Source organism: Enterococcus sp. DIV1315a, assembly GCF_051712325.1.
GTDB lineage: Bacteria > Bacillota > Bacilli > Lactobacillales > Enterococcaceae > Enterococcus > Enterococcus faecalis.
Window position 1 is genome coordinate 123,116 of record NZ_JBIOOS010000001.1, and the last position, 21,122, is coordinate 144,237.

The 21,122-nt window shown below is 40.0% G+C and carries 21 protein-coding genes; 15 read left to right on the forward strand and 6 right to left on the reverse strand.

Translation table 11 applies throughout. The annotated features are described in order from the left end of the window. Positions 1-17: 17 nt before the first annotated feature. From IGJ03_RS00520 to coaA, 4 genes are all read right to left on the reverse strand, one after another. A complete protein-coding gene (locus tag IGJ03_RS00520; RefSeq protein ID WP_241912600.1) occupies positions 18-563 on the reverse strand; it encodes an ATP:cob(I)alamin adenosyltransferase in 546 nt (181 codons plus the stop codon). Positions 564-713: 150 nt separating this feature from the next. After that, positions 714-1,055: a hypothetical protein gene (locus IGJ03_RS00525; RefSeq protein ID WP_375804846.1), complete on the reverse strand. Its 342-nt coding sequence runs from the start codon at positions 1,053-1,055 to the stop codon at positions 714-716. 137 nt (positions 1,056-1,192) lie between these two features. Further along, positions 1,193-2,755, reverse strand: a complete 1,563-nt coding sequence (gene guaA / locus IGJ03_RS00530; protein ID WP_002356158.1) for a glutamine-hydrolyzing GMP synthase — start codon at positions 2,753-2,755, stop codon at positions 1,193-1,195. 193 nt (positions 2,756-2,948) lie between these two features. After that, on the reverse strand, positions 2,949-3,872 hold the full coding sequence (coaA, locus tag IGJ03_RS00535; RefSeq protein WP_002356160.1) for a type I pantothenate kinase: 924 nt from the start codon (positions 3,870-3,872) through the stop codon (positions 2,949-2,951). Positions 3,873-4,026: 154 nt separating this feature from the next. Here coaA and IGJ03_RS00540 point away from each other — a divergent pair, with 154 nt between their 5' ends. Together IGJ03_RS00540 and IGJ03_RS00545 are read left to right on the forward strand one after the other, a co-directional pair. Then, positions 4,027-4,614 (forward strand): SGNH/GDSL hydrolase family protein, encoded by a 588-nt coding sequence (locus tag IGJ03_RS00540; protein WP_002356161.1) that lies wholly within the window; start codon positions 4,027-4,029, stop codon positions 4,612-4,614. A 14-nt stretch (positions 4,615-4,628) separates the two neighbouring features. After that, entirely contained in the window at positions 4,629-5,237 is a 609-nt protein-coding gene (locus tag IGJ03_RS00545) for a class I SAM-dependent methyltransferase (protein WP_002356162.1), read from the forward strand. A 32-nt stretch (positions 5,238-5,269) separates the two neighbouring features. Here the strand turns inward: IGJ03_RS00545 and add are convergent, their stop codons facing one another. Then, positions 5,270-6,301, reverse strand: a complete 1,032-nt coding sequence (gene add, locus IGJ03_RS00550; RefSeq protein ID WP_002356163.1) for an adenosine deaminase — start codon at positions 6,299-6,301, stop codon at positions 5,270-5,272. A 141-nt stretch (positions 6,302-6,442) separates the two neighbouring features. On the opposite strand from add, the gene IGJ03_RS00555 reads away from it, so the two are divergent. From IGJ03_RS00555 to deoD, 13 genes are all read left to right on the forward strand, one after another. Then, the gene (locus IGJ03_RS00555) at positions 6,443-7,450 is read left to right on the forward strand and encodes a substrate-binding domain-containing protein (protein WP_002356164.1); all 1,008 of its coding nucleotides are present in this window, start codon (positions 6,443-6,445) and stop codon (positions 7,448-7,450) included. 140 nt (positions 7,451-7,590) lie between these two features. Continuing rightward, a complete protein-coding gene (locus IGJ03_RS00560; protein ID WP_002356165.1) occupies positions 7,591-8,892 on the forward strand; it encodes a pyrimidine-nucleoside phosphorylase in 1,302 nt (433 codons plus the stop codon). A 27-nt stretch (positions 8,893-8,919) separates the two neighbouring features. After that, positions 8,920-9,582 carry a deoxyribose-phosphate aldolase gene (deoC, locus tag IGJ03_RS00565; RefSeq protein ID WP_002356166.1) on the forward strand — a complete coding sequence of 221 codons (663 nt, stop codon included), beginning with the start codon at positions 8,920-8,922 and terminating at the stop codon, positions 9,580-9,582. After that, entirely contained in the window at positions 9,551-10,015 is a 465-nt protein-coding gene (locus tag IGJ03_RS00570; RefSeq protein ID WP_002387503.1) for a cytidine deaminase, read from the forward strand. The genes deoC and IGJ03_RS00570 overlap by 32 nt, the downstream gene beginning before the upstream one ends. Before the next feature lie 95 nt (positions 10,016-10,110). After that, a complete protein-coding gene (locus IGJ03_RS00575) occupies positions 10,111-11,184 on the forward strand; it encodes a BMP family lipoprotein (protein ID WP_002356168.1) in 1,074 nt (357 codons plus the stop codon). 53 nt (positions 11,185-11,237) lie between these two features. Beyond that, entirely contained in the window at positions 11,238-12,323 is a 1,086-nt protein-coding gene (locus IGJ03_RS00580; protein WP_002356169.1) for a BMP family lipoprotein, read from the forward strand. Between the two features lie 205 nt (positions 12,324-12,528). After that, positions 12,529-14,097: an ABC transporter ATP-binding protein gene (locus IGJ03_RS00585; protein ID WP_002381361.1), complete on the forward strand. Its 1,569-nt coding sequence runs from the start codon at positions 12,529-12,531 to the stop codon at positions 14,095-14,097. Then, positions 14,090-15,223, forward strand: coding sequence for an ABC transporter permease (locus tag IGJ03_RS00590; RefSeq protein ID WP_375804851.1), 1,134 nt, complete (start codon positions 14,090-14,092; stop codon positions 15,221-15,223). The genes IGJ03_RS00585 and IGJ03_RS00590 overlap by 8 nt, the downstream gene beginning before the upstream one ends. Next, the gene (locus IGJ03_RS00595; RefSeq protein ID WP_002356172.1) at positions 15,223-16,176 is read left to right on the forward strand and encodes an ABC transporter permease; all 954 of its coding nucleotides are present in this window, start codon (positions 15,223-15,225) and stop codon (positions 16,174-16,176) included. Before IGJ03_RS00590 ends, IGJ03_RS00595 begins: the two co-directional genes overlap by 1 nt. Positions 16,177-16,451: 275 nt before the next feature. Next, positions 16,452-17,045, forward strand: a complete 594-nt coding sequence (locus IGJ03_RS00600) for a TMEM175 family protein (RefSeq protein ID WP_002367631.1) — start codon at positions 16,452-16,454, stop codon at positions 17,043-17,045. A gap of 301 nt (positions 17,046-17,346) precedes the next feature. Continuing rightward, complete coding sequence (deoB, locus tag IGJ03_RS00605; protein WP_002356179.1) at positions 17,347-18,513, forward strand: phosphopentomutase; 1,167 nt, start codon at positions 17,347-17,349, stop codon at positions 18,511-18,513. Positions 18,514-18,529: 16 nt separating this feature from the next. Next, the gene (locus IGJ03_RS00610) at positions 18,530-19,348 is read left to right on the forward strand and encodes a purine-nucleoside phosphorylase (RefSeq protein WP_002356180.1); all 819 of its coding nucleotides are present in this window, start codon (positions 18,530-18,532) and stop codon (positions 19,346-19,348) included. 17 nt (positions 19,349-19,365) lie between these two features. After that, positions 19,366-20,073, forward strand: a complete 708-nt coding sequence (gene deoD, locus IGJ03_RS00615; protein ID WP_002356181.1) for a purine-nucleoside phosphorylase — start codon at positions 19,366-19,368, stop codon at positions 20,071-20,073. A 38-nt stretch (positions 20,074-20,111) separates the two neighbouring features. Here the strand turns inward: deoD and IGJ03_RS00620 are convergent, their stop codons facing one another. Beyond that, positions 20,112-21,050, reverse strand: coding sequence for an iron-hydroxamate ABC transporter substrate-binding protein (locus IGJ03_RS00620; protein WP_002361532.1), 939 nt, complete (start codon positions 21,048-21,050; stop codon positions 20,112-20,114). Positions 21,051-21,122 lie beyond the last annotated feature (72 nt).

The window sequence follows — 21,122 nt, forward strand, 5'->3', positions numbered from 1 at the left end:
AGCGGTCGGTGTACTTTTTAAATAGAATAGTTGCGAGAAACAAAGGGGACTTCTTCACCATTTTCGAGCTGATTTAGGTACAAAGCTAACATGAAAAAGTAACCTGAGAGTAAGTTGACTACATCATACAGCTGCGGATCAATTTTTTTACCACCATAGTCCATGCGATAAAGTAAACGAACAATATCTTTGGCTTTGGCTCTTAAAATGTGTGCATAAGAGGAACAGATTGTGCCCATCGGTAAAACAAAAGGACGATTTTCTTCGTATGTCAGTTCATTCATAGCATTGACACGTTCCAAAAGCCAGGCTATTTCTTCCTCTGTGACTGTTAATTTTGTTCGGGTCGTTGGATTGACATGGTAGATTAACTCGCAAATTTTGGCTAGTTCTTCTGTCAGTGCAGGCTGTTCAGGGACGTCTAATTGTTGCACATATCCTCGTAGAAGACCTGTCATCGAGGCTAATTCATCAGTCATTAATTCAAAATCACATCGTAAATCTTCTGGTTTAGAAGATAGATACGGGTACGCTTCATACGGACTGCGGTACATTTTTTTCATTCAATTTCCCTACTTTCTAAAAATAAAAAGCCCTCAAAAAGAATGCACGAAAGCCAATCTTTTTGAGCGCCGTTGCTCGACTGTTCACAGTACACCATTGTACTTGCTAAGGTAATCATAGCCAAGAGTGAAGGGAGAGTCAAGGGGGAATCAAAGTTGGAGAAAGAAAATGAAGCTAAGAATTACTAGAAGTAAACCAATCAATAAACTGACAAGACCAGAAAGTTGACCTAATCGTTGTTGGGTAGAAGAAGGCTGGTCGGTAACTGTGAGCAAACTTGAGAAAAAGTTCATTTTTTTCACGAGTATTAAATACGCAACAATAAGCAAAAGAATACCCGAAAAAAGGTACGAAAGGGGCTCAGAAATAACTTTTTGGGCACGAAGTAAAAAAATTCCTATGAAGAGGACAACAAAACCATACTTAAGAAAAGTTTCTTTTGACATGTTGAAATCGCTTCCTTTTAATTGATGAATTTTATTAATAGTCACTATTCTTATGATTAAATTATAGGACTTTGAGGGCGGTGGAGCAAAGGAAAAATGGAGAATGGTGGGAGGAAAGTGTGACCAATAAAAAATCAACCCGCTAGAAAACCTATTTTATAGGTTTTCTAGCGGGTTGATTGTTATTCCCACTCCACAGTTGCAGGTGGTTTTGAAGTAATATCGTACACGATACGGTTTACATGTGCAACTTCGTTCACGATGCGCACAGAGATTTTTTGTAAAACATCCCAAGGGATACGGGCAAAGTCAGCGGTCATGCCGTCGATAGAAGTCACAGCACGGATACCGACTGTGTAATCGTAGGTACGGCCATCGCCCATAACGCCTACTGAGCGGATGCCAGGTAAGACAGTAAAGTACTGCCAAATGTCACGATCTAAGCCAGCTGCTGCGATTTCTTCACGTAGGATAGCATCTGAATCACGAACGATTTGTAATTTATCTTCTGTAATTTCACCAAGCACACGAATACCTAATCCTGGTCCTGGGAATGGTTGGCGCCAAACGATTGCATCAGGCATGCCAAGTTCAGTTCCTAAGGCACGAACTTCGTCTTTGAATAATGTATTTAAAGGTTCAATTAATTCAAATTGCATGTCTTCAGGAAGACCACCAACGTTGTGATGTGATTTAATTGTTTGCGCAGTTTCTGTACCAGATTCGATGACGTCTGTGTAAAGAGTTCCTTGTGCTAGGAATGAAACGCCTTCTTCCCCAGCAAGTTTAGTTGCTTCGTCATCAAAAACATACACAAATTCGTTACCGATGATTTTACGTTTTTGTTCAGGGTCAGAAACGCCTGCTAATTTACTTAAGAAGCGTTCTTTCGCATCTACTTTAATAATGTTTAAGCCAAATTTACCGCCTAAACTTTCCATTACTTGTTCTGCTTCACCTTTACGTAATAATCCATGGTCAACGAAGATACAAGTTAATTGGTCGCCAATGGCTTTTTGTAAAAGCACGCCGACAACACTTGAGTCAACGCCACCTGATAAACCAAGTAAGACTTTTTTATCGCCTACTTGTTCACGGATTTTAGCGACTTCCATATCGATGAAGTTTTCCATGCTCCAGTCACCAGTACAGCCACACACATCAAAAGCAAAGTGACGTAATAAGTCGTTACCATATTCTGAATGACGAACTTCTGGGTGAAATTGTACGCCGTAGAATTTGCGGTTGGCATCTTCGATAGAAGCGATTGGACAATCGTTGCTTGTCCCAACTTTTTCGAATCCAGGAGCGATTTCTGTTACTAAATCACCGTGGCTCATCCAAACGGTTTGTTTCGCAGGTGTTCCTTGGAATAATGTCGCATCACCAAGGATTTCTAATTCTGCTTTTCCGTATTCACGGTTTGCGGCAGGTTCTACTTTTCCGCCTAAGTTATGAGTCATTAATTGCATACCGTAGCAGATGCCAAGAATGGGAATTCCTAACTCATAAATTTCTGGATCAATGCTAAAAGCATCTTTGTCATACACGCTGTTTGGTCCACCTGAGAAGATGATTCCTTTAGGCGCGATTTTGCGAATTTCTTCTGCCGTAGTTCGGTGGCTTAATAACTCAGAGAATACGCCAAATTCACGAATACGACGAGTAATCAATTGGTTAAACTGACTACCAAAGTCTAAAACAATAATTTTTTCGACAGATGTCAAATCGGCAACGTTAGTCACGTCTATTACCCCTTATCCATTTAAATTTATCTAAAGAAAAGGCGGTTAAAAAGTGGTTCACTTTTGTTCCGTACTCTTCTTTGTCTAGCTATACTTATTAAAACATTTTACTCCTTGAAAGTCATGCATTCTGCTGAAAATTTTCAAGGATATTTCTACAAAAGATACAGGATATTTCTTAGCTCGTCAACCCTTAATATTTACGTAGATAGATTTGGTCAATCAAATGATTTTCCGTTTTATGCAAAATAATGTCCGCACGTCCGCGCGTTGGCAAGATATATTCCTCCAAGTTCGGTAAGTTCACGGTTTTCCAAACATTCCGTGCCATGGCGAAAGCATCTTCTCGTTTGCCAATTGCATATTGGTAATAATAATTATTAGGATCTAAGAAAGCCGTATCTAATAAGGCCCCAAAACGTTCTAGGTACCATTTTTCAATTAAGGCTGGATCGGCATCTACAAAAATAGAAAAATCAAAAAAATCACTCACATAAATTTGTTGATTGGCGGGTAACTGTAAGGTGTTAATGCCTTCAACAATCAGAATATCTGGTTGTTGAATCAACTCATATTCGCCTTCGATAACATCGTAGACACTGTGAGAATAGACAGGTGCTTTAATTTCGTCTTTGCCGCTTTTGACTTCGTTTAAGAAATTAATTAGCTTCTCCATGTCATAACTTTCAGGAAACCCTTTTCGGTCCATAATTCCCTGTTCTTCTAACACTTTATTGGGATACAAAAATCCATCCGTTGTAATGAGTTGAACGTTTCTTCGTTTAAACGTTCGGGCCAGAATTCTTTGCAAAAGACGAGCGGTGGTGCTTTTACCAACGGCGACACTGCCGGCAATTCCAATGATGAATGGTGGTACAGAGACATATTCATGTAGGAATAATCCTTTGCTAAGTGTTAGCGATTCAAATTCTTTCATGTATAAATGAATAAGATGCGTTAAGGGTACATAAATTTCTTGTACATCTTTTAGTGAAATTTGGTCGTTCACACTTTTAATGTTATCCAATTCTGCTTCGGTTAACGGTGCTTTGCCGTCATGATAAAACCCATGCCATTCTTCTCTGGAAATTGGGTAGTAATTCATTTTATCGTCCATTGTTCCTCCACCAAACCCTGTTCAATCTTTGTACATTTTACCATAATTTCACAAGGGAAACACAGGATTTTACAAAAGAATTCCCTTCTTCGCCAATTTATGATGAAAATGGTATCATGAAAAGAGAAAACTGTTAGAAAAGAGGGGAAAAGCCATGAGAAAAATTGTATTATTTGGTGATAGCATTACTGCTGGTTATTTAGACGAAGCCGTCTCACCTGTTCTTGTTGACTTAGTGAAACGGGATATTGCTGCGATGGGTCTAGAAGAAGTGGCTGTCATTAATGCTGGAATGCCTGGCGATACAACAGAAGATGGTTTAAAACGATTAAATAAAGAAGTGCTAATTGAGAAACCTGATGAGGTGGTGATTTTCTTTGGCGCCAATGATGCGTCACTGGATCGAAATATAACAGTAGCCACGTTTAGAGAAAACCTTGAAACAATGATTCACGAAATTGGTTCAGAAAAGGTGATTTTAATTACGCCACCATATGCGGATAGTGGCAGACGTCCAGAACGGCCACAAACGCGTATCAAGGAATTGGTCAAGGTTGCACAAGAAGTCGGAGCGGCACATAACCTGCCAGTTATTGATTTGTATAAAGCGATGACTGTTTATCCTGGAACGGATGAATTTTTACAAGCGGATGGTTTGCATTTTTCACAAGTGGGCTATGAATTATTAGGTGCCTTGATTGTTCGAGAAATAAAAGGTAGACTAAAACCAAAACAAGCATAGATAGGAAGAACAAAATGGCGAATCATTATTATACAGAAAATCCAGAATTAGCACATGATTTAGAAAGCTGGTCTTTTCCATTACGTGGTCGGACCTTTCAGTTTACGACCGATAGTGGGGTCTTCTCAAGAGGAACAGTGGATTATGGTTCTCGTGTGTTGATTGATGCCTTTGAATGGGAAAATTTACCAGCAGGCCGTTTGTTAGATGTTGGTTGTGGCTATGGACCAATTGGGTTGTCCTTAGCAGCGGCGACTGGTCGACTGGTGGAAATGGTGGATGTCAACCAACGGGCGGTTGGGCTAGCTCAAATGAACGCCCAACGCAACCAAATTACTACTGTGGATATTCATTCTTCCAATGTGTATGAAACCTTAAACGAAACGACCTACGCGGCGATTGTTAGCAATCCGCCCATTCGTGCAGGCAAAAAAGTTGTCCATGGCATTTTAACAGGGGCTTTTCCGTTGTTGAAAGTTGGTGGCACACTAACGGTAGTTATTCAAAAGAAACAAGGTGCACCTAGTGCAGAAAAGAAAATGGCTGAAGTATTTGGCAATGTTGAAATTGTGACAAAAGACAAAGGCTATTATATTTTACGAAGTGTTAAAGAAGCAGAGTAAAAAAGAACCGCCACTTTAGTGGCGGTTCTTTTTTAGAATAGATATGCTTGATCAATTTTTTGGTTCAACAGTTTTTTTTCGTCTGGCGACAAAAAAGCACCTGCAAGCGCATTTTTAGTGAGTTGCTTCATTTCGTCATAACTTAATTGATACCAAGTGGCCAATTTCATGAATTCTTTCGTTAACGTAGTATCTGAAACAGTGCGATTATCGGTATTGATGCAGACGGCTAAGCCAGCCTCTATAAATTGTTGAAAAGGGTATTCAGCCAATGTTTTGACGGTGCCTGTTTGGAAGTTGCTAGTTGGACACATTTCTAAAAGAACCTTTTTTTCTTTTAAGAGCGCCAAATATTCGGGTGTATCTTTCAAAGCAATACCGTGGCCAATCCGAGTGGCACCTAAAGTGACAGCATCAGCGACATTTTTGCCACAGCCGCATTCCCCAGCGTGGAGTGTTAGTGGAATTGACAATTGGTTGGCTAAAGCTAATACGTCTTCAAATGTGTATGGAGGGAAATCGACTTCATTGCCAGCTAAATCAAAGCCGACAACGCCTGTCTCTCTGAAATCATGCGCTAAGTGAACGATTTTTTCTATGGCTTGTTGTTGGTCATGCCGCATGCCGCATAACAGTGCATTGCTTTTTACACCAAAATCTTCTTCGCCTTGTTTTAAGCCAGTTAAAACAGCAGTCACGATTTCAGGTAACCGTAAGCCTTTTTCTGTATGTTGCGAAGGCGCAAAACGCACCTCTATGTAAGCCACGCCATCTTCGGCAGCTTGGCTAATCACGTCATACGCCGCTGCTTGCAAAGCTTCGGCCGTTTGTAGACAGGTTAGCACGAAGTCGAACCGAGTTAAATAATCATTCAAATCGGTGCATTTTTCAGGGGCAACCACTAACTCTTTCAAGGCTTGTTCGTCTTGGGGTAATGGAATGTTTTGTTTTTCAGCAATGGTGCGTAAAGTGGTTGGTCGAATCGACCCATCTAAGTGACAGTGCAGCTCGATTTTTGGTAATTGACGGACACGGGATTCTTCCATGAAAAAAATAGCCTCCATTTTCTTTTGTTTTTTAATCTTTTTAGTCTATTTCTTTTGTCTTTTTTTTGTTAAAATGTAAAAGATTCGATAAGTATTTTGAAGACTGTAACACGTCTACAAATGTCTGTCAATGCAAAAGGAGACGTTGGGAGGGGCGCGATGAAACTAACGATTAAAGAAATTGCTGATATGGCTGGTGTTTCTGTCACAACCGTCTCACAAATTCTGAATAATAAAGGGAGTCGTTTCAGTGAAAAAACCCGCAACAAGGTGTTGGCGGTAGTCGCTGAAAATCATTACAAGCCAGATTACTTTGCTTCGAATGTAATCAACCGTCATTCCAAAACCATTGGTATGATTGTGCCAGATGTGACGGATTTCTTTTTCTCAAAAGTGATTGAAGGTGTGGAAACATATTTAAATTCGTTAGGCTACATGATTTTGTTATGCAATTCAAAGCATGATTCCGAGCAAGCGATGCAATATGTTAGCGAGTTGATTCATCGGTCGGTGGATGGCATTATTTTTGCCACGCCGAATGTTTTGCCAGAAAATCATATTTTAAAAGACCGACGAGAACATCCGATTCCTGTCATTCTTGTCGATCGTGGGATTAATCCACGAGATAGTGGACGATTAATCGTTAAAGAGTATGAAGGTGCTTATCAAGCGGTCCATCATTTGATCCAACAAGGGCATCAGCATATTGGCATGTTGCGTGAAAGTGCCGGCTATTATCGTTTGACGGAACGAGTGACGGCGTATCAGCATGCGTTACAGGACAACAATTTACCTTTTCGTCCGCATTATGTTTGTGCTGGGGAATTGAACTTGCATGGCGGCTATGCTGCGGCGAAAGAAGTTTTGAAAAATGAAGAAATCACAGCAATTTTTTGTGGCAATGATGAAATGGCGATGGGAGCTTATCAAGCCATTGAAGAAGCGGGCAAGAAAATTCCTGACGATATTTCGGTGGTTGGTTTTGATGGCTTGGAAATTTCCGAATATTTGGTGCCGAGTTTAACAACTGTCTATCAGCCGAGTTTTGATATTGGCTATTATGCAGCAAAATTTTTGGTGGAAGCTATTGCAGATCCAACAGGGAAAGTTCCAAATAAAGTTTTTGATGCGACGTTTATTGCTAGAAAAAGCACAAAACCGATTTAAAAAACAGCTTAGAAATAGAATGTTCGTGTTGTTTGCGTTTTCACAAGAAAAAAATAATAGTAAACTGGTTTACTAAATGGTTTAAAGCTGAACGATTTTGTTGTATAATACATTATCGGGAAATCGGAGGGAACGAATTCATGAGAATGGTAGACATTATTGAAAAGAAACGTGACGGGCATCAACTAACAAGCGAAGAAATTCAATTTATTATCAACGGATACACAGATGGTTCAATTCCAGATTATCAGGTAAGTGCCTTTTTAATGGCTGTTTTTTACCAAGATATGACAGACGAAGAAATTACACAAATGACGTTAGCAATGGTCCATTCAGGCGAAATTGTGGATCTTTCTTCTATAGAAGGAATCAAAGTCGACAAGCATTCTACAGGTGGCGTAGGCGACACTACGACGCTTATTTTAGCGCCATTAGTTGCTAGTGTCGGGGTCAATGTAGCAAAAATGTCTGGTCGTGGCTTAGGCTACACGGGCGGTACGTTGGATAAATTAGAAGCGATTCCTGGTTTTAAAGTTGAATTGACAGAAGAACGTTTTATTCAATTGGTGAACGATACAAAAGTGGCAGTAATTGGTCAGTCAGGTGATCTAGCACCAGCAGACAAAAAACTTTATGCGTTACGTGATGTGACCGCCACTGTTGACTCAATTCCATTAATTGCAAGTTCCATTATGAGTAAAAAAATTGCCGCAGGGGCAGATGCGATTGTCTTAGATGTGACTACTGGTGAAGGGGCCTTTATGAAAGACCTAGCAAGTGCTCGTCGATTAGCGGAAACAATGGTTCGCATTGGGAAACTGGCAAATCGCCAAACGATGGCAGTAATTTCAGACATGTCACAACCTTTAGGGGAGGCCATCGGAAATAGTTTAGAAATCGTTGAAGCAATCGAGACCTTGCAAGGAAATGGGCCAGAAGATTTAGTGGAGATGTGCTATGTCTTAGGAAGTCAGATGGTCGTTTTAGCTAAAAAAGCCGAGACGTTAGACGAAGCACGGGCTTTATTAGAAGAAGCATTAACAAGCGGTCGAGCGCTCGCAAAATTTAAAGAAATGATTGAAAATCAAGGCGGCGACAGTTCCGTTGTTGACCAGCCAGAAAAATTATTAACCGCAACTTATCAATTTGATTTACCTGCCAAAGAAACAGGCGTGGTACAAAAAATCGTTGCCAATGAAATTGGCGTTGCCGCAATGTTGCTGGGCGCTGGTCGGGCTACGAAAGAAGATACGATTGATTTTGCAGTTGGCTTGAAACTTCACAAAAAAGTAGGGAGCCCAGTTGAAAAAGGCGAATCATTATTAACCATTTATGCCAATCGTGAAGACGTGACAGAAGTCGAGCAATTGCTTTATAAAAACATTGAAATTGGACCAACCGGCGAAGAGCCTATTTTGATTCACGATATTATTACGGAATAAAACAAAAAGAAAAGAGGAATTCTCATCATGGAATTAAACCGCATGATTGACCACACTATTTTGAAACCAGAAGCGACAGAAGCCGCTGTCCAAAAAATTATTGACGAAGCTAAGGAGTACAACTTTTTCTCTGTATGTATCAATCCTTGTTGGGTCGCTTTTGCTAGCGAGCAATTAGCAGATACCGACGTCGCTGTGTGTACCGTTATTGGCTTTCCTTTGGGGGCAAATACACCAGAAGTTAAAGCATACGAAGCAGCTGATGCAATTAAAAATGGTGCGAATGAAGTGGATATGGTGATTAATATTGGTGCATTAAAATCACAACAATACGATTACGTACGTCAAGACATTCAAGGCGTAGTAGATGCAGCCAAAGGAAAAGCGTTAGTCAAAGTGATTATTGAAACAGCATTATTAACAGACGAAGAAAAAGTTAAAGCTTGTGAATTAGCCAAAGAAGCAGGTGCCGATTTCGTTAAAACATCTACTGGCTTCTCAACAGGCGGCGCTAAAGTAGCAGACATTCGTTTAATGCGTGAGACAGTTGGTCCTGACATGGGCGTTAAGGCTTCTGGTGGCGTGCATAATGCAGAAGAAGCGTTAGCAATGATTGAAGCTGGGGCAACACGCATCGGTGCAAGTACGGGTGTAGCAATTGTTTCTGGCGCAACTGGCGAAGGGTATTAATTCGTATTTCAAATTAAACGAAGGTGTGGCGAAAAAGATGACAGTAAAACAAGAATGGCTTGATTGTGCCGTAGAAGCATTGGCACACGCCTATGTACCGTATTCTAACTTTCCTGTGGGCGCTTGCTTAGTGACTGCAGACGGGAAAATGTATCAAGGAGTCAACATTGAAAATGCCTCCTTTGGTTTAACAAATTGTGCAGAAAGAACGGCGATTTTTAAAGCCATTTCAGAAGATGAACGGACCTTCCAACATTTAGTTGTAGCAGGTAATACAGAGGCACCCATTTCTCCATGTGGCGCTTGTCGTCAAGTAATGGCTGAATTCTTTGATCCACAAATGCCGGTCACGCTAGTTGGTAAAGATGGCGCGACTAAAACAATGACAGTTGAGGCATTATTGCCCTATTCATTTACAGATAAAGATTTTTAAAAAAAGGACATAAGGTTTCGTTGGGCTCAAAGTAGATTTCAATAGCATAAATGCGAATGAAATAATAGATAAAATAGTAGGGGGCTTTTCGGAAAGTGAAACAAGCAAAATTTTTAGGTCTAGGATTGGCAGCAGTTGCCTTAACCATTGGGTTAGCTGCATGTGGCGGCAATAGCAAAAAGAACGCCAACACAAAAGGTGATCCACAACATAGTGTCGTAATGGTCACAGATACAGCCGGCATTGATGACAAATCTTTTAACCAATCTGCGTGGGAAGGAATGCAAGAGTGGGGCAAAGAGCACAAACTTCCAGAAGGACCTCAAGGGTATGCGTATATTCAATCAAATGAAGCATCTGATTATACATCAAACATTGACCAAGCCATTTCAAGTCAATTTAAAACGATTTTTGGCATTGGCTATTTACTAAAAAATGCAGTAGTAGATGCAGCGGACGCCAACCCAGAAACGAATTTCGTTCTAATCGACGATACAGTTAATGGGAAAAACAACGTCGCTTCTGCAACATTTAGAGATAATGAATCTGCGTATTTAGCAGGTGTGGCAGCAGCTAACACTACGAAAACCAACAAAGTAGGATTTATCGGCGGGGTTGAAGGACCTGTTATTGGCCGTTTCCAAGCTGGTTTTGAAAAAGGTGTAGCAGACGCTGGCAAAAAATTAGGCAAAGATATTCAAATTACGTCTACTTATGCAGGGACATTTGCAGACGCTTCAAAAGGACGGGCCTTAGCTTCTTCTATGTATCAAGCAGGTGCCGACATTATTTATCACGCAGCGGCGACTACAGGACAAGGAATCTTCCAAGAAGCCAAAGCGCTAAATGAAACAGGTTCAAAAGATAAAGTTTGGGTGATTGGTGTTGACCGTGACCAAAACGAAGACGGTAAATATACAACCAAAGATGGCAAGGATGATAACTTAACGTTAGCTTCAACCATTAAAGGTGTAAATATTGCTGTGAAAAAAATCTCTGATCTTGCATTAGAAGATAAATTCCCTGGCGGCGAACATTTAACTTATGGATTGAAAGATGGCGGTGTTGATTTAACAACAGAAGCCCTAAGCGATCAAGCCAAAACGGCAGTTAAAGAAGCCAAAGAACAAATCATCTCTGGTGACGTAAAAGTCCCAGACCAACCTTAGAAACAACTTAGTTGTTTAAATACATTAAACTATTTTTAGGAGGCTTTACAGAAATGAAAAAAGCAAAATTATTCGGTTTTAGTTTGATTGCATTAGGTTTATCAGTTTCACTTGCAGCATGTGGTGGTGGCAAAGGAAAAACCGCTGAAAGCGGCGGTGGCAAAGGGGATGCAGCGCATAGTGCTGTAATCATTACAGATACAGGCGGCGTGGATGACAAGTCGTTCAACCAATCTTCTTGGGAAGGATTGCAAGCTTGGGGTAAAGAACATGATTTACCAGAAGGTTCAAAAGGGTATGCATATATTCAATCGAATGATGCAGCTGACTATACAACAAATATTGACCAAGCGGTATCAAGTAAATTCAACACAATCTTTGGTATTGGCTACTTGCTAAAAGATGCAATTTCTTCTGCAGCAGATGCCAACCCTGATACAAACTTTGTTTTAATCGATGATCAAATCGATGGCAAAAAGAATGTCGTTTCTGCAACATTTAGAGATAATGAAGCAGCTTACTTAGCCGGTGTTGCTGCTGCAAACGAAACAAAAACGAACAAAGTCGGTTTTGTTGGTGGTGAAGAAGGGGTCGTAATTGACCGTTTCCAAGCTGGTTTTGAAAAAGGTGTGGCTGATGCTGCGAAAGAATTAGGTAAAGAAATTACTGTTGATACAAAATATGCGGCTTCATTTGCTGATCCTGCCAAAGGGAAAGCTTTAGCTGCTGCAATGTACCAAAACGGCGTTGATATCATCTTCCATGCTTCTGGTGCGACTGGACAAGGTGTCTTCCAAGAAGCAAAAGACTTGAATGAATCAGGTTCTGGCGACAAAGTTTGGGTAATCGGTGTTGACCGCGATCAAGATGCTGATGGCAAGTACAAAACAAAAGACGGCAAAGAAGACAACTTCACGTTAACTTCAACCCTTAAAGGTGTCGGCACAGCGGTTCAAGATATTGCCAACCGTGCGTTAGAAGACAAATTCCCTGGTGGCGAACATTTAGTTTATGGATTAAAAGATGGTGGCGTTGACTTAACAGACGGCTATTTAAACGACAAAACAAAAGAAGCTGTTAAAACAGCAAAAGATAAAGTAATCTCAGGTGACGTAAAAGTCCCAGAAAAACCAGAATAATTTAAGCTCCTAAATGAAAAAAGAAGGGCTCATTATTGTTCCTTCTAAAAACGAAGTGGTCCTTGGCAGCGATGGCTGCCAAGGAAACCCTTTATGATGTTTGGATTTTTAACTAAATAGTTGAGGTTCTTCAACTACTTAGTTAAGGGTCAAAATTACCCTCTAAAGTATTGCCAATATAATTTTGTTAGGAAGTGAATAGACCTTGTCTCAAGAAGAAAACGTAATTGAGATGCGTAAAATCACCAAAGAATTTGGGACGTTCAAAGCCAACGACCAAATTGATTTACAAGTAAAACCTGGTGAAATCCACGCACTGCTAGGTGAAAATGGTGCAGGCAAGTCGACCTTGATGAATATCTTATCAGGGCTATTGGAACCGACCTCAGGTGAGATTTATATGAATGGCGAAAAAGTCAACATTACAAGTCCTACTGCAGCCAATCGTTTAGGAATCGGAATGGTCCATCAGCATTTTATGTTAGTTGAAGCCTTTACTGTGACTGAAAATATTATCTTAGGTAGTGAACCTACCCATGGCGGTATTTTAGACCGGAAAAAAGCGAAAAAAGAGATTGAAGAAGTGTCTAAGCAATACGGGTTGGATGTAAATCCCAATGCCTATATTCGCGATATTTCTGTGGGTATGCAACAACGGGTTGAAATTTTAAAGACCTTATATCGTGGTGCGAACGTTTTAATTTTTGACGAACCAACCGCAGTATTAACGCCACAAGAAATTGATGAATTAATGATTATTTTGAAAGAACTAACCGATGAAGGCAAATCGATCATTTTAATTACACATAAGTTAGATGAAATTAAAAAAGTGGCGGACCGTTGTACGGTTATTCGCCGGGGGCAAAGTATTGGCACCGTCAATGTGAAAGACGTTTCTTCGCAACAGTTAGCCGATATGATGGTGGGTCGTTCTGTTTCCTTCAAAACAGAGAAAAAACCAGCGCAACCGAAAGAAACAATTTTATCAATTAAAGATTTAGTAGTGAAAGAAAGCCGCGGCTTAGATGCAGTGAAAAATCTTAGCTTAGATGTCCGAGCAGGGGAAGTTGTTGGGATTGCGGGGATTGATGGCAATGGACAAACAGAATTAATCCAAGCCTTAGCAGGATTAACCAAAGTCGAAAACGGGTCCATTCATTTGAATGAAAAAGAGATTACTAATCGCAAACCTCGGGAAATTACGGAAATGGGTGTCGCCCACGTTCCTGAAGACCGACATAAATATGGCTTGGTATTAGAGATGACATTGGCTGAAAATATTGGCCTACAAACGTATTACCAAAAACCATACAGTTCAACAGGTATTTTAAACTATCGAATGATTAACAAACACGCCCGTGAATTAATTGAAGAATATGATGTACGGACTCCTAATGAACTAGTACCAGCTCGGGCGCTTTCAGGTGGGAATCAGCAAAAAGCGATTATTGCCCGAGAAGTGGACCGCGATCCAGATTTGTTGATTGTTTCTCAACCAACACGCGGTTTAGATGTCGGAGCTATTGAATACATTCATCGTCGACTAATTGAACAAAGAGATAAAAATAAAGCTGTTTTATTAGTAAGTTTTGAATTAGACGAAATTTTAAACGTTTCTGATCGTATCGCTGTTATTCATGCGGGGGAAATCGTCGGAATTGTTGATCCGAAAGAAACGACAGAAAATGAATTGGGCTTGTTAATGGCTGGCTACTCATTGGAAGAAGCCCGCGCTGAGTTATCAAAAGTAGAGGCAGGTGAAACTGTTGAATAATCGTTCTGAAAAAATAAGAAATACTTTAGTCCCTGTGTTATCTGTTATTATGGGTTTCCTCTTAGGGGCAATTATTATGGTTATCTTTGGCTATGACCCAGTGGCTGGGTATCAAGCGATGTTTGAAACAGCTTTCCAAGGAAAGAAAAGTATTGGTGAGATTTTTGTCACCGCAGCACCGTTGATTTTTACCGCTTTAGGATTCTCGGTGGCAAATTCGGCTGGATTCTTTAATATCGGGCTTTCTGGACAAGCCTTATGTGGTTGGGTGGCTAGTATTTGGGTCGCTTTATCCATGCCTGATACACCCCGGATGATTGCGTTGCCGGTGGCGATTATTGTTGGCGCGGTTGCAGGGGCTTTAGCAGCAGCCATTCCAGGTTTCTTGCGTGCCTATTTTGGGACGAGTGAAGTTATTGTTACGATTATGTTGAATTATATTTTATTATACACAGGAAATCATATTGCTAATAATGTCATGAAACCAAGTATTATGGCGAACAAAGGGATCACCAAAATGATTGGTGCGAATGCATCATTACGCTCACCGTTTTTAACAAGTATCAGTGATGGCTCTCGTTTGAACATCGGCATTTTCTTGGCCTTCATTTTCCTTATTCTTGTGTGGTTCTTGATGAAAAAAACAACGCTTGGTTTTGAAATTCGGTCGGTGGGGTTAAATCCATTTGCTTCTGAGTATGCTGGAATGAGCAGCAAGCGAACAATTATTTTATCTATGATGATTTCAGGAACGCTAGCTGGTTTAGGTGGTGCGGTCCAAGGATTGGGGACTTTCCAAAACTTCTTTATTCAAAACACATCGTTGAGCATTGGGTTCGATGGTATGGCCGTGTCTCTATTAGGAGCAGGTAGCTCAATCGGGATTTTACTTTCCGCATTACTGTTTGGAATGTTAAAACTTGGTGGACAAGGAATGCCGTTGATAGCTGGTGTACCAACCGAATTAGTTGATGTTGTTATTGCAGCAATTATTTTCTTTGTGGGAATTAGTTATTTAATTCGTTTCTTGTTAGCAAAAGCGTCTGGTAGTAAAAAAGAAGTAGCGATTGTAGAAACAATTGAAGCGGCGCCAGACAAAAACAATCAAGAGGGGGGAGACATCTAATGGATTTAGCAACAATTTCCTCAATCATCACGCAAACATTAGTGTATGCAACTCCGCTCATCTTGACAGCATTAGGCGGAACGTTCTCAGAACGAAGTGGTGTGGTTAACGTTGGTTTGGAAGGTATTATGGTAATGGGCGCTTTCAGTTCGGTCGTTTTTAACTTGACGTTTGCTGATACATTTGGCGCGGCGACACCATGGATTGCTTGTTTAGTAGGAGGCGTTGTCGGGATTGTCTTTTCTCTCTTACATGCCGTTGCAACTATTAACTTACGAGCAGATCATATTATCAGTGGTACTGTCATTAACTTGATGGCACCGGCGCTAGGGGTTTTCCTAGTAAAAGTTATTTATCAAAAAGGACAAACAGATATGATTACACAATCATTTGGTTATTTTTCTTTCCCAGGATTGTCAAAAATTCCAGTGATTGGTGAACTATTCTTTGCAAAAACCTCTTTACCAGCTTTCGTAGCAATTTTGATTGCGATTTTAGCTTGGTTTGTCATTTATAAAACACGTTTTGGCTTACGGTTACGTTCTGTGGGAGAACATCCACAAGCGGCAGATACATTGGGAATTAATGTCTACTTAATGCGCTATTCTGGCGTCTTGTTATCCGGCTTTTTAGGCGGTATGGGCGGAGCTGTCTTTGCTCAAAGTATTGCGGGTCGTTTTGGGATTACCACAATTGCAGGACAAGGGTTTATTTCAATGGCCGCAATGATCTTTGGTAAATGGAATCCACTTGGGGCAATGGGCGCAGCCTTATTCTTTGGCTTTGCACAAAACTTAAGTATTGCTGGGGAAAACTTACCAATTATTTCAGAAATTCCAAAAGTTTATCTACAAGCAGCGCCATACGTATTGACCATTTTAGTCCTAGTTGTGTTCTTCGGAAAATCATCGGGACCAAAAGCGAACGGGAAAAATTACGTCAAAACGAAATAAGAAAAGAAATAGGCCCTCCGTCAAAGCGACGGGGGGCCATTTCTTTTCTTAGGATAATCAGTTGAACACAAGTGGCATTAGGCACTGCCTCACTGTAAAAAAGCGAGTTGATAAAGGTAACTTTTCTTTTTTCTTTTAGCTGTTCTTTACAATTCGAAGGAAGTGTCGAAATTTTGAAAAAAACCAAACAGGTCTAGCAGATTTTTTTCAAAAATCGTTGGTTTTTCTGCTATACTTTTGTTTGTAGTAAGCATAGGAAAAGTGGAGGACGTTCAATGAATAAAACACGTGTAGAAGCATTTAGTGATGCAGTCATTGCCATCATCATGACCATCATGATTTTAGAAATTAAAACTCCTCAAGTGGGTGTTTTGGCAGGTTTGATAGAAAATATCCCATATTTTTTATCGTTTATTGTCAGTTTTATTTTTATCTGTATCGCATGGTACAATCATCATTACATAATGTCCGTAACTCATTGGTTTTCTAAAAAAGCGTTTTGGGCAAATAATTTTTGGTTATTCTCCATGGCCTTCATTCCGGTAGCAACTGCTTGGGTGAGTGAATTTTGGTGGATGCGGGCACCTGTTTATTTTTATCTTGTTGTGTATACGGTTTGGGATTTTGCCTACTTCTTGCTAACAAGGATCATTTATGAAGACAATGTAGTGAAAGATCCACAAGGTGCAGCTAAGTTAAGAAAATCGAAATCTTATAGTAAGGCAACAAAAATCATTCATCTTTGTCTTTTCGCAATCGGATATATCGGTATTTATTTTTATCCGCCCATTGGCATTGGTGTGATTTTATCAGAAGCGGTTATCTGGTATTTAAATGTGCCAAAAGAGGGAGACCGCTTGGAGTGTTAAAAGTTTCGATTGTATAAAGAGTCGTGTTCTTTTTAAAGAGCAGGCTATTCGAAAAAAACAATAAAAAAGTTTCCTAATTACGGTGGGAGACTTTTTTTCTTTCAATTTTTAAGCCCTGCTAAAATCGAAGGAATCAGTGAAAATTTTAATGCTCTTTCAGGCAATAATAGCGGATTCATGGTATAATTGAAGAGCTGAGAATAAATAGATTATTCTGTTTGATTCTCGAGACTATTTAAAAGGCTAGCGTAAAATAATTGTCATTCTTGACGTATTTACGACCTTAGAGGAGGAAGCAAGTGTGTTTAAACGTGTTCATTTAATCGTACTAGATTCAGTCGGTATTGGTGAAGCACCAGATGCTGAAAAATTTGGAGATGTCGGCAGTGATACACTGGGTCATATTGCCAAAGAAGCGGGACTAACCATTCCTCATTTAGAAAAACTTGGATTGGGAACTATTGCTCCTTTAACAGGTGTCAAAGCAGTGGCAGACCACGATGGCTATGCCACCAAATTAGAAGAAATTTCTGTTGGAAAAGATACTATGACCGGTCACTGGGAAATTATGGGCTTGAACATCAAAAAACCTTTTCGAGTATTCCCAAACGGCTTTCCTGAAGAATTACTGAAACAAATTGAAGATTTTTCTGGGCGAAAAGTTGTTTGTAACAAACCATATAGCGGGACAGCAGTCATTGATGATTACGGCGAACATCAAATGAAAACAGGGGATTTAATCGTTTATACTTCAGCGGACCCTGTTTTACAAATTGCGGCGCATGAAGACATTATTCCATTAGAAGAATTGTATAAAATTTGTCAATATGTTCGTGACATTACGAAAGACGAACCTTATATGATTGGTCGGATTATCGCTCGCCCGTATGTTGGTGAACCAGGTAATTTCACTCGAACCAGTAACCGTCATGACTATGCTTTAGATCCTTTTGGCCATACTGTTTTAGATTCGTTGAAAGAAAACGGCAATGATGTGATCGCTGTTGGGAAAATTAACGACATCTTTAATGGACAAGGAATTACTGAAGCTATCCGCACGAAGAGCAATATGGATGGGGTGGATCAATTATTAACGGTCATGAACAAAGATTTCACAGGTTTAAGTTTTACTAACTTAGTGGATTTCGATGCGCTGTATGGCCACCGTCGTGATGTAAAGGGCTATGCAAAAGCCATCGAAGATTTTGATGGTCGTTTGCCAGAGATTATGGCAGCTATGGCCGAAGATGATTTGCTTTTAATTACAGCAGATCACGGGAATGACCCAACTTTCCCAGGAACAGACCACACACGTGAATATGTACCTTTATTGGCTTATAGTAAAAAAATGACAAAACAAGGCAGCTTGCCACAAGGATTTTATTCAGATATTTCAGCAACGATTGCTGAAAACTTTGAAGTTCCTGCAACGGAAAACGGTCAAAGCTTTTTAAATCAATTACAATAATTCGAGGAGGCAACACATGACAACGTTAACGAACCATTTAAACGAAACAACTGAGTTTTTGAAAGAAAAAGGGGTGCAACAAGCAGACTTCGGTCTAATCTTAGGTTCTGGGTTAGGTGAATTAGCTAATGAAATAACCGATGCGATTGCTATTCCTTTCTCTGAAATTCCCCATTTTTCTGTTTCAACAGTCGTTGGACATGCTGGACAATTAGTTTACGGAACGCTTTCTGGAAAAAAAGTTTTGGCGATGCAAGGACGTTTTCATTATTATGAAGGACATTCGATGCAAACGGTCACTTATCCCGTTCGTGTGATGGCTGCTTTAGGCATTCATTCAATGATTGTAACCAACGCAGCTGGTGGCGTAAATGAAACATATACACCGGGGAATTTGATGTTAATCAATGACCACATTAATTTTACAGGCGATAATCCGTTAATTGGTGAAAATGATGAAGAAATCGGGCCGCGTTTTCCAGATATGAGTCATGCTTACACGCAAGAATATCGGGAAGTGGCAAAAAAAGTGGCTGCGGAACAAAATATTGATTTAAAAGAAGGCGTGTATATGGGCTTTTCTGGCCCGACATATGAAACGCCTGCAGAAATTCGGATGTCACGGACGATGGGTGCGGATGCAGTTGGCATGTCAACTGTTTCGGAGGTCATTGTAGCTGTGCATAGTGGCATGAAAGTACTAGGCATCTCTTGTATTACGAATTTAGCAGCTGGTATGCAAAGTAGCTTAAATCATGCAGAAGTAGTTGAAACAACTGAACGCGTTAAAGGACAATTCAAAGAGTTAGTGAAAGCAACACTAGCAGCTTTATAAAAAAGGAGTAAACCAGAATGAGTGTGCATATCGAAGCAAAACCAGGTGAAATTGCCGATAAAATTTTACTACCAGGGGATCCCCTCCGAGCAAAATATATTGCGGAAACTTTTTTAGAGAATCCTGTCTGCTATAATCAAGTTCGTGGGATGTTAGGTTACACAGGAACGTATAAGGGACAGCGTGTTTCGGTTCAAGGGACAGGGATGGGGATGCCTTCAGCAGGTATTTATGCCCATGAGTTAATTAACTCTTACAATGTGAAGAAGTTAATTCGTGTTGGTACGTGTGGTTCTATTTCAGAAAAAGTCAACGTTCGTGAATTAGTTATCGCACAAGCAGCAGCGACACCTTCTTCCGCGATTCGCAATGATTTTCCTAAATATGATTTTCCACAAATTGCGAGCTTTGATCTTTTACTCAAATCTTACGAAATTGCTAAAGCAAAAGGCTTTACTACCCATGTTGGTAACGTATTGTCAGATGATGTTTTTTACAAAGATAGCTTAGATGATGTCTTTCGTTTAGGTCGATACGGGGTATTAGCGATTGAAATGGAAGCGGCAATGTTATATTATTTAGCAGCAAAATTTGATGTAGAAGCATTGGCGATTATGACGGTGAGTGATAGCTTGGTGACAGGCGAAGAAACAACGGCAGAAGAACGCCAAACGACGTTTAATGAAATGATTGAAGTTGGTTTAGAAACGGCAATTGCTAATTAAAAAATGCTTGGATGATTATTTTCATCCAAGCATTTTTTTTAATTTAAGAGCGCTTTTTTTACATCTTCAACAATTTGGGTATTCGCAATAGGTCCGTTGTATAACCAACTACTTTTTTTATCATAGGTATGAACTTGGTTATTTTTCACAGCAGGTAAGTTCTTCCAAATTGCTTCTTGGAAAAGAGGTGCTGATTCATCACTGTTTACAAGGAAAATGTGGTCTGCGTCAAGCTCAGCTAATTTTTCTAAAGAAACTTGATTCCAATCCGCAGTAGCATTTTTAGAAATTTCTTCCACTAATTTTGGAACTTGGAGGCCTAAGTCCTGATAGAGCACGGTTCCGCTTGAGCGATTATCGCTAACCATAAAGACTTGGTTGTTGGTTACCCATAAGACTGCCGCAGATTTGCCAGCATCTTTTTTGCCAAGGTCTTCTTGGACGCCTTTGGTTAAGGTATCATAATCTTCTAACACTTTTTTCGCTTGTTCTTTTTTATCTAAAACAGTAGCAATATCTTCCAATTGATCACGCCAGGTGACATTTTCGCCGTTTTTGACTACATAAGTTGGCGCAATTTTACTGTATTCTTTGTATTTACCGCCTTCAACTAGAGCAGATGAACTGATTAATAATAAGTCAGGTTCAAATTTTAAAACCGCTTCATATGGCAAGTCATAGGAAATAGTGGGGACATCTTTCAATTCTTTCGCTAAATAATCTTGAATGCTGCCTTGTCCAACTGTCCATTGTGCCACTGGTTTTTCTCCTAATGCAACTAGATAATCTTCTAAATAACTCGCAATAATCCGTTTGGGTTTCGCAGGGACGGTTACTTTATTGCCTAAGGTATCTGTTACTTCATGTGTTTTGTCAGCGTTGTTGGCTTCTTTATTCGTATTACCACAAGCTGCGAGTAAGAATGAACCAAGAAGAAGGGTTGTACCAATTAGGACCGTCTTTTTTAAAAGTTTCATTGTGTAACTCCTTTATTTTTAGTTGATAACGATTCTCATTATCAGTTAAAAACGACCGTTTGTCAATCATCG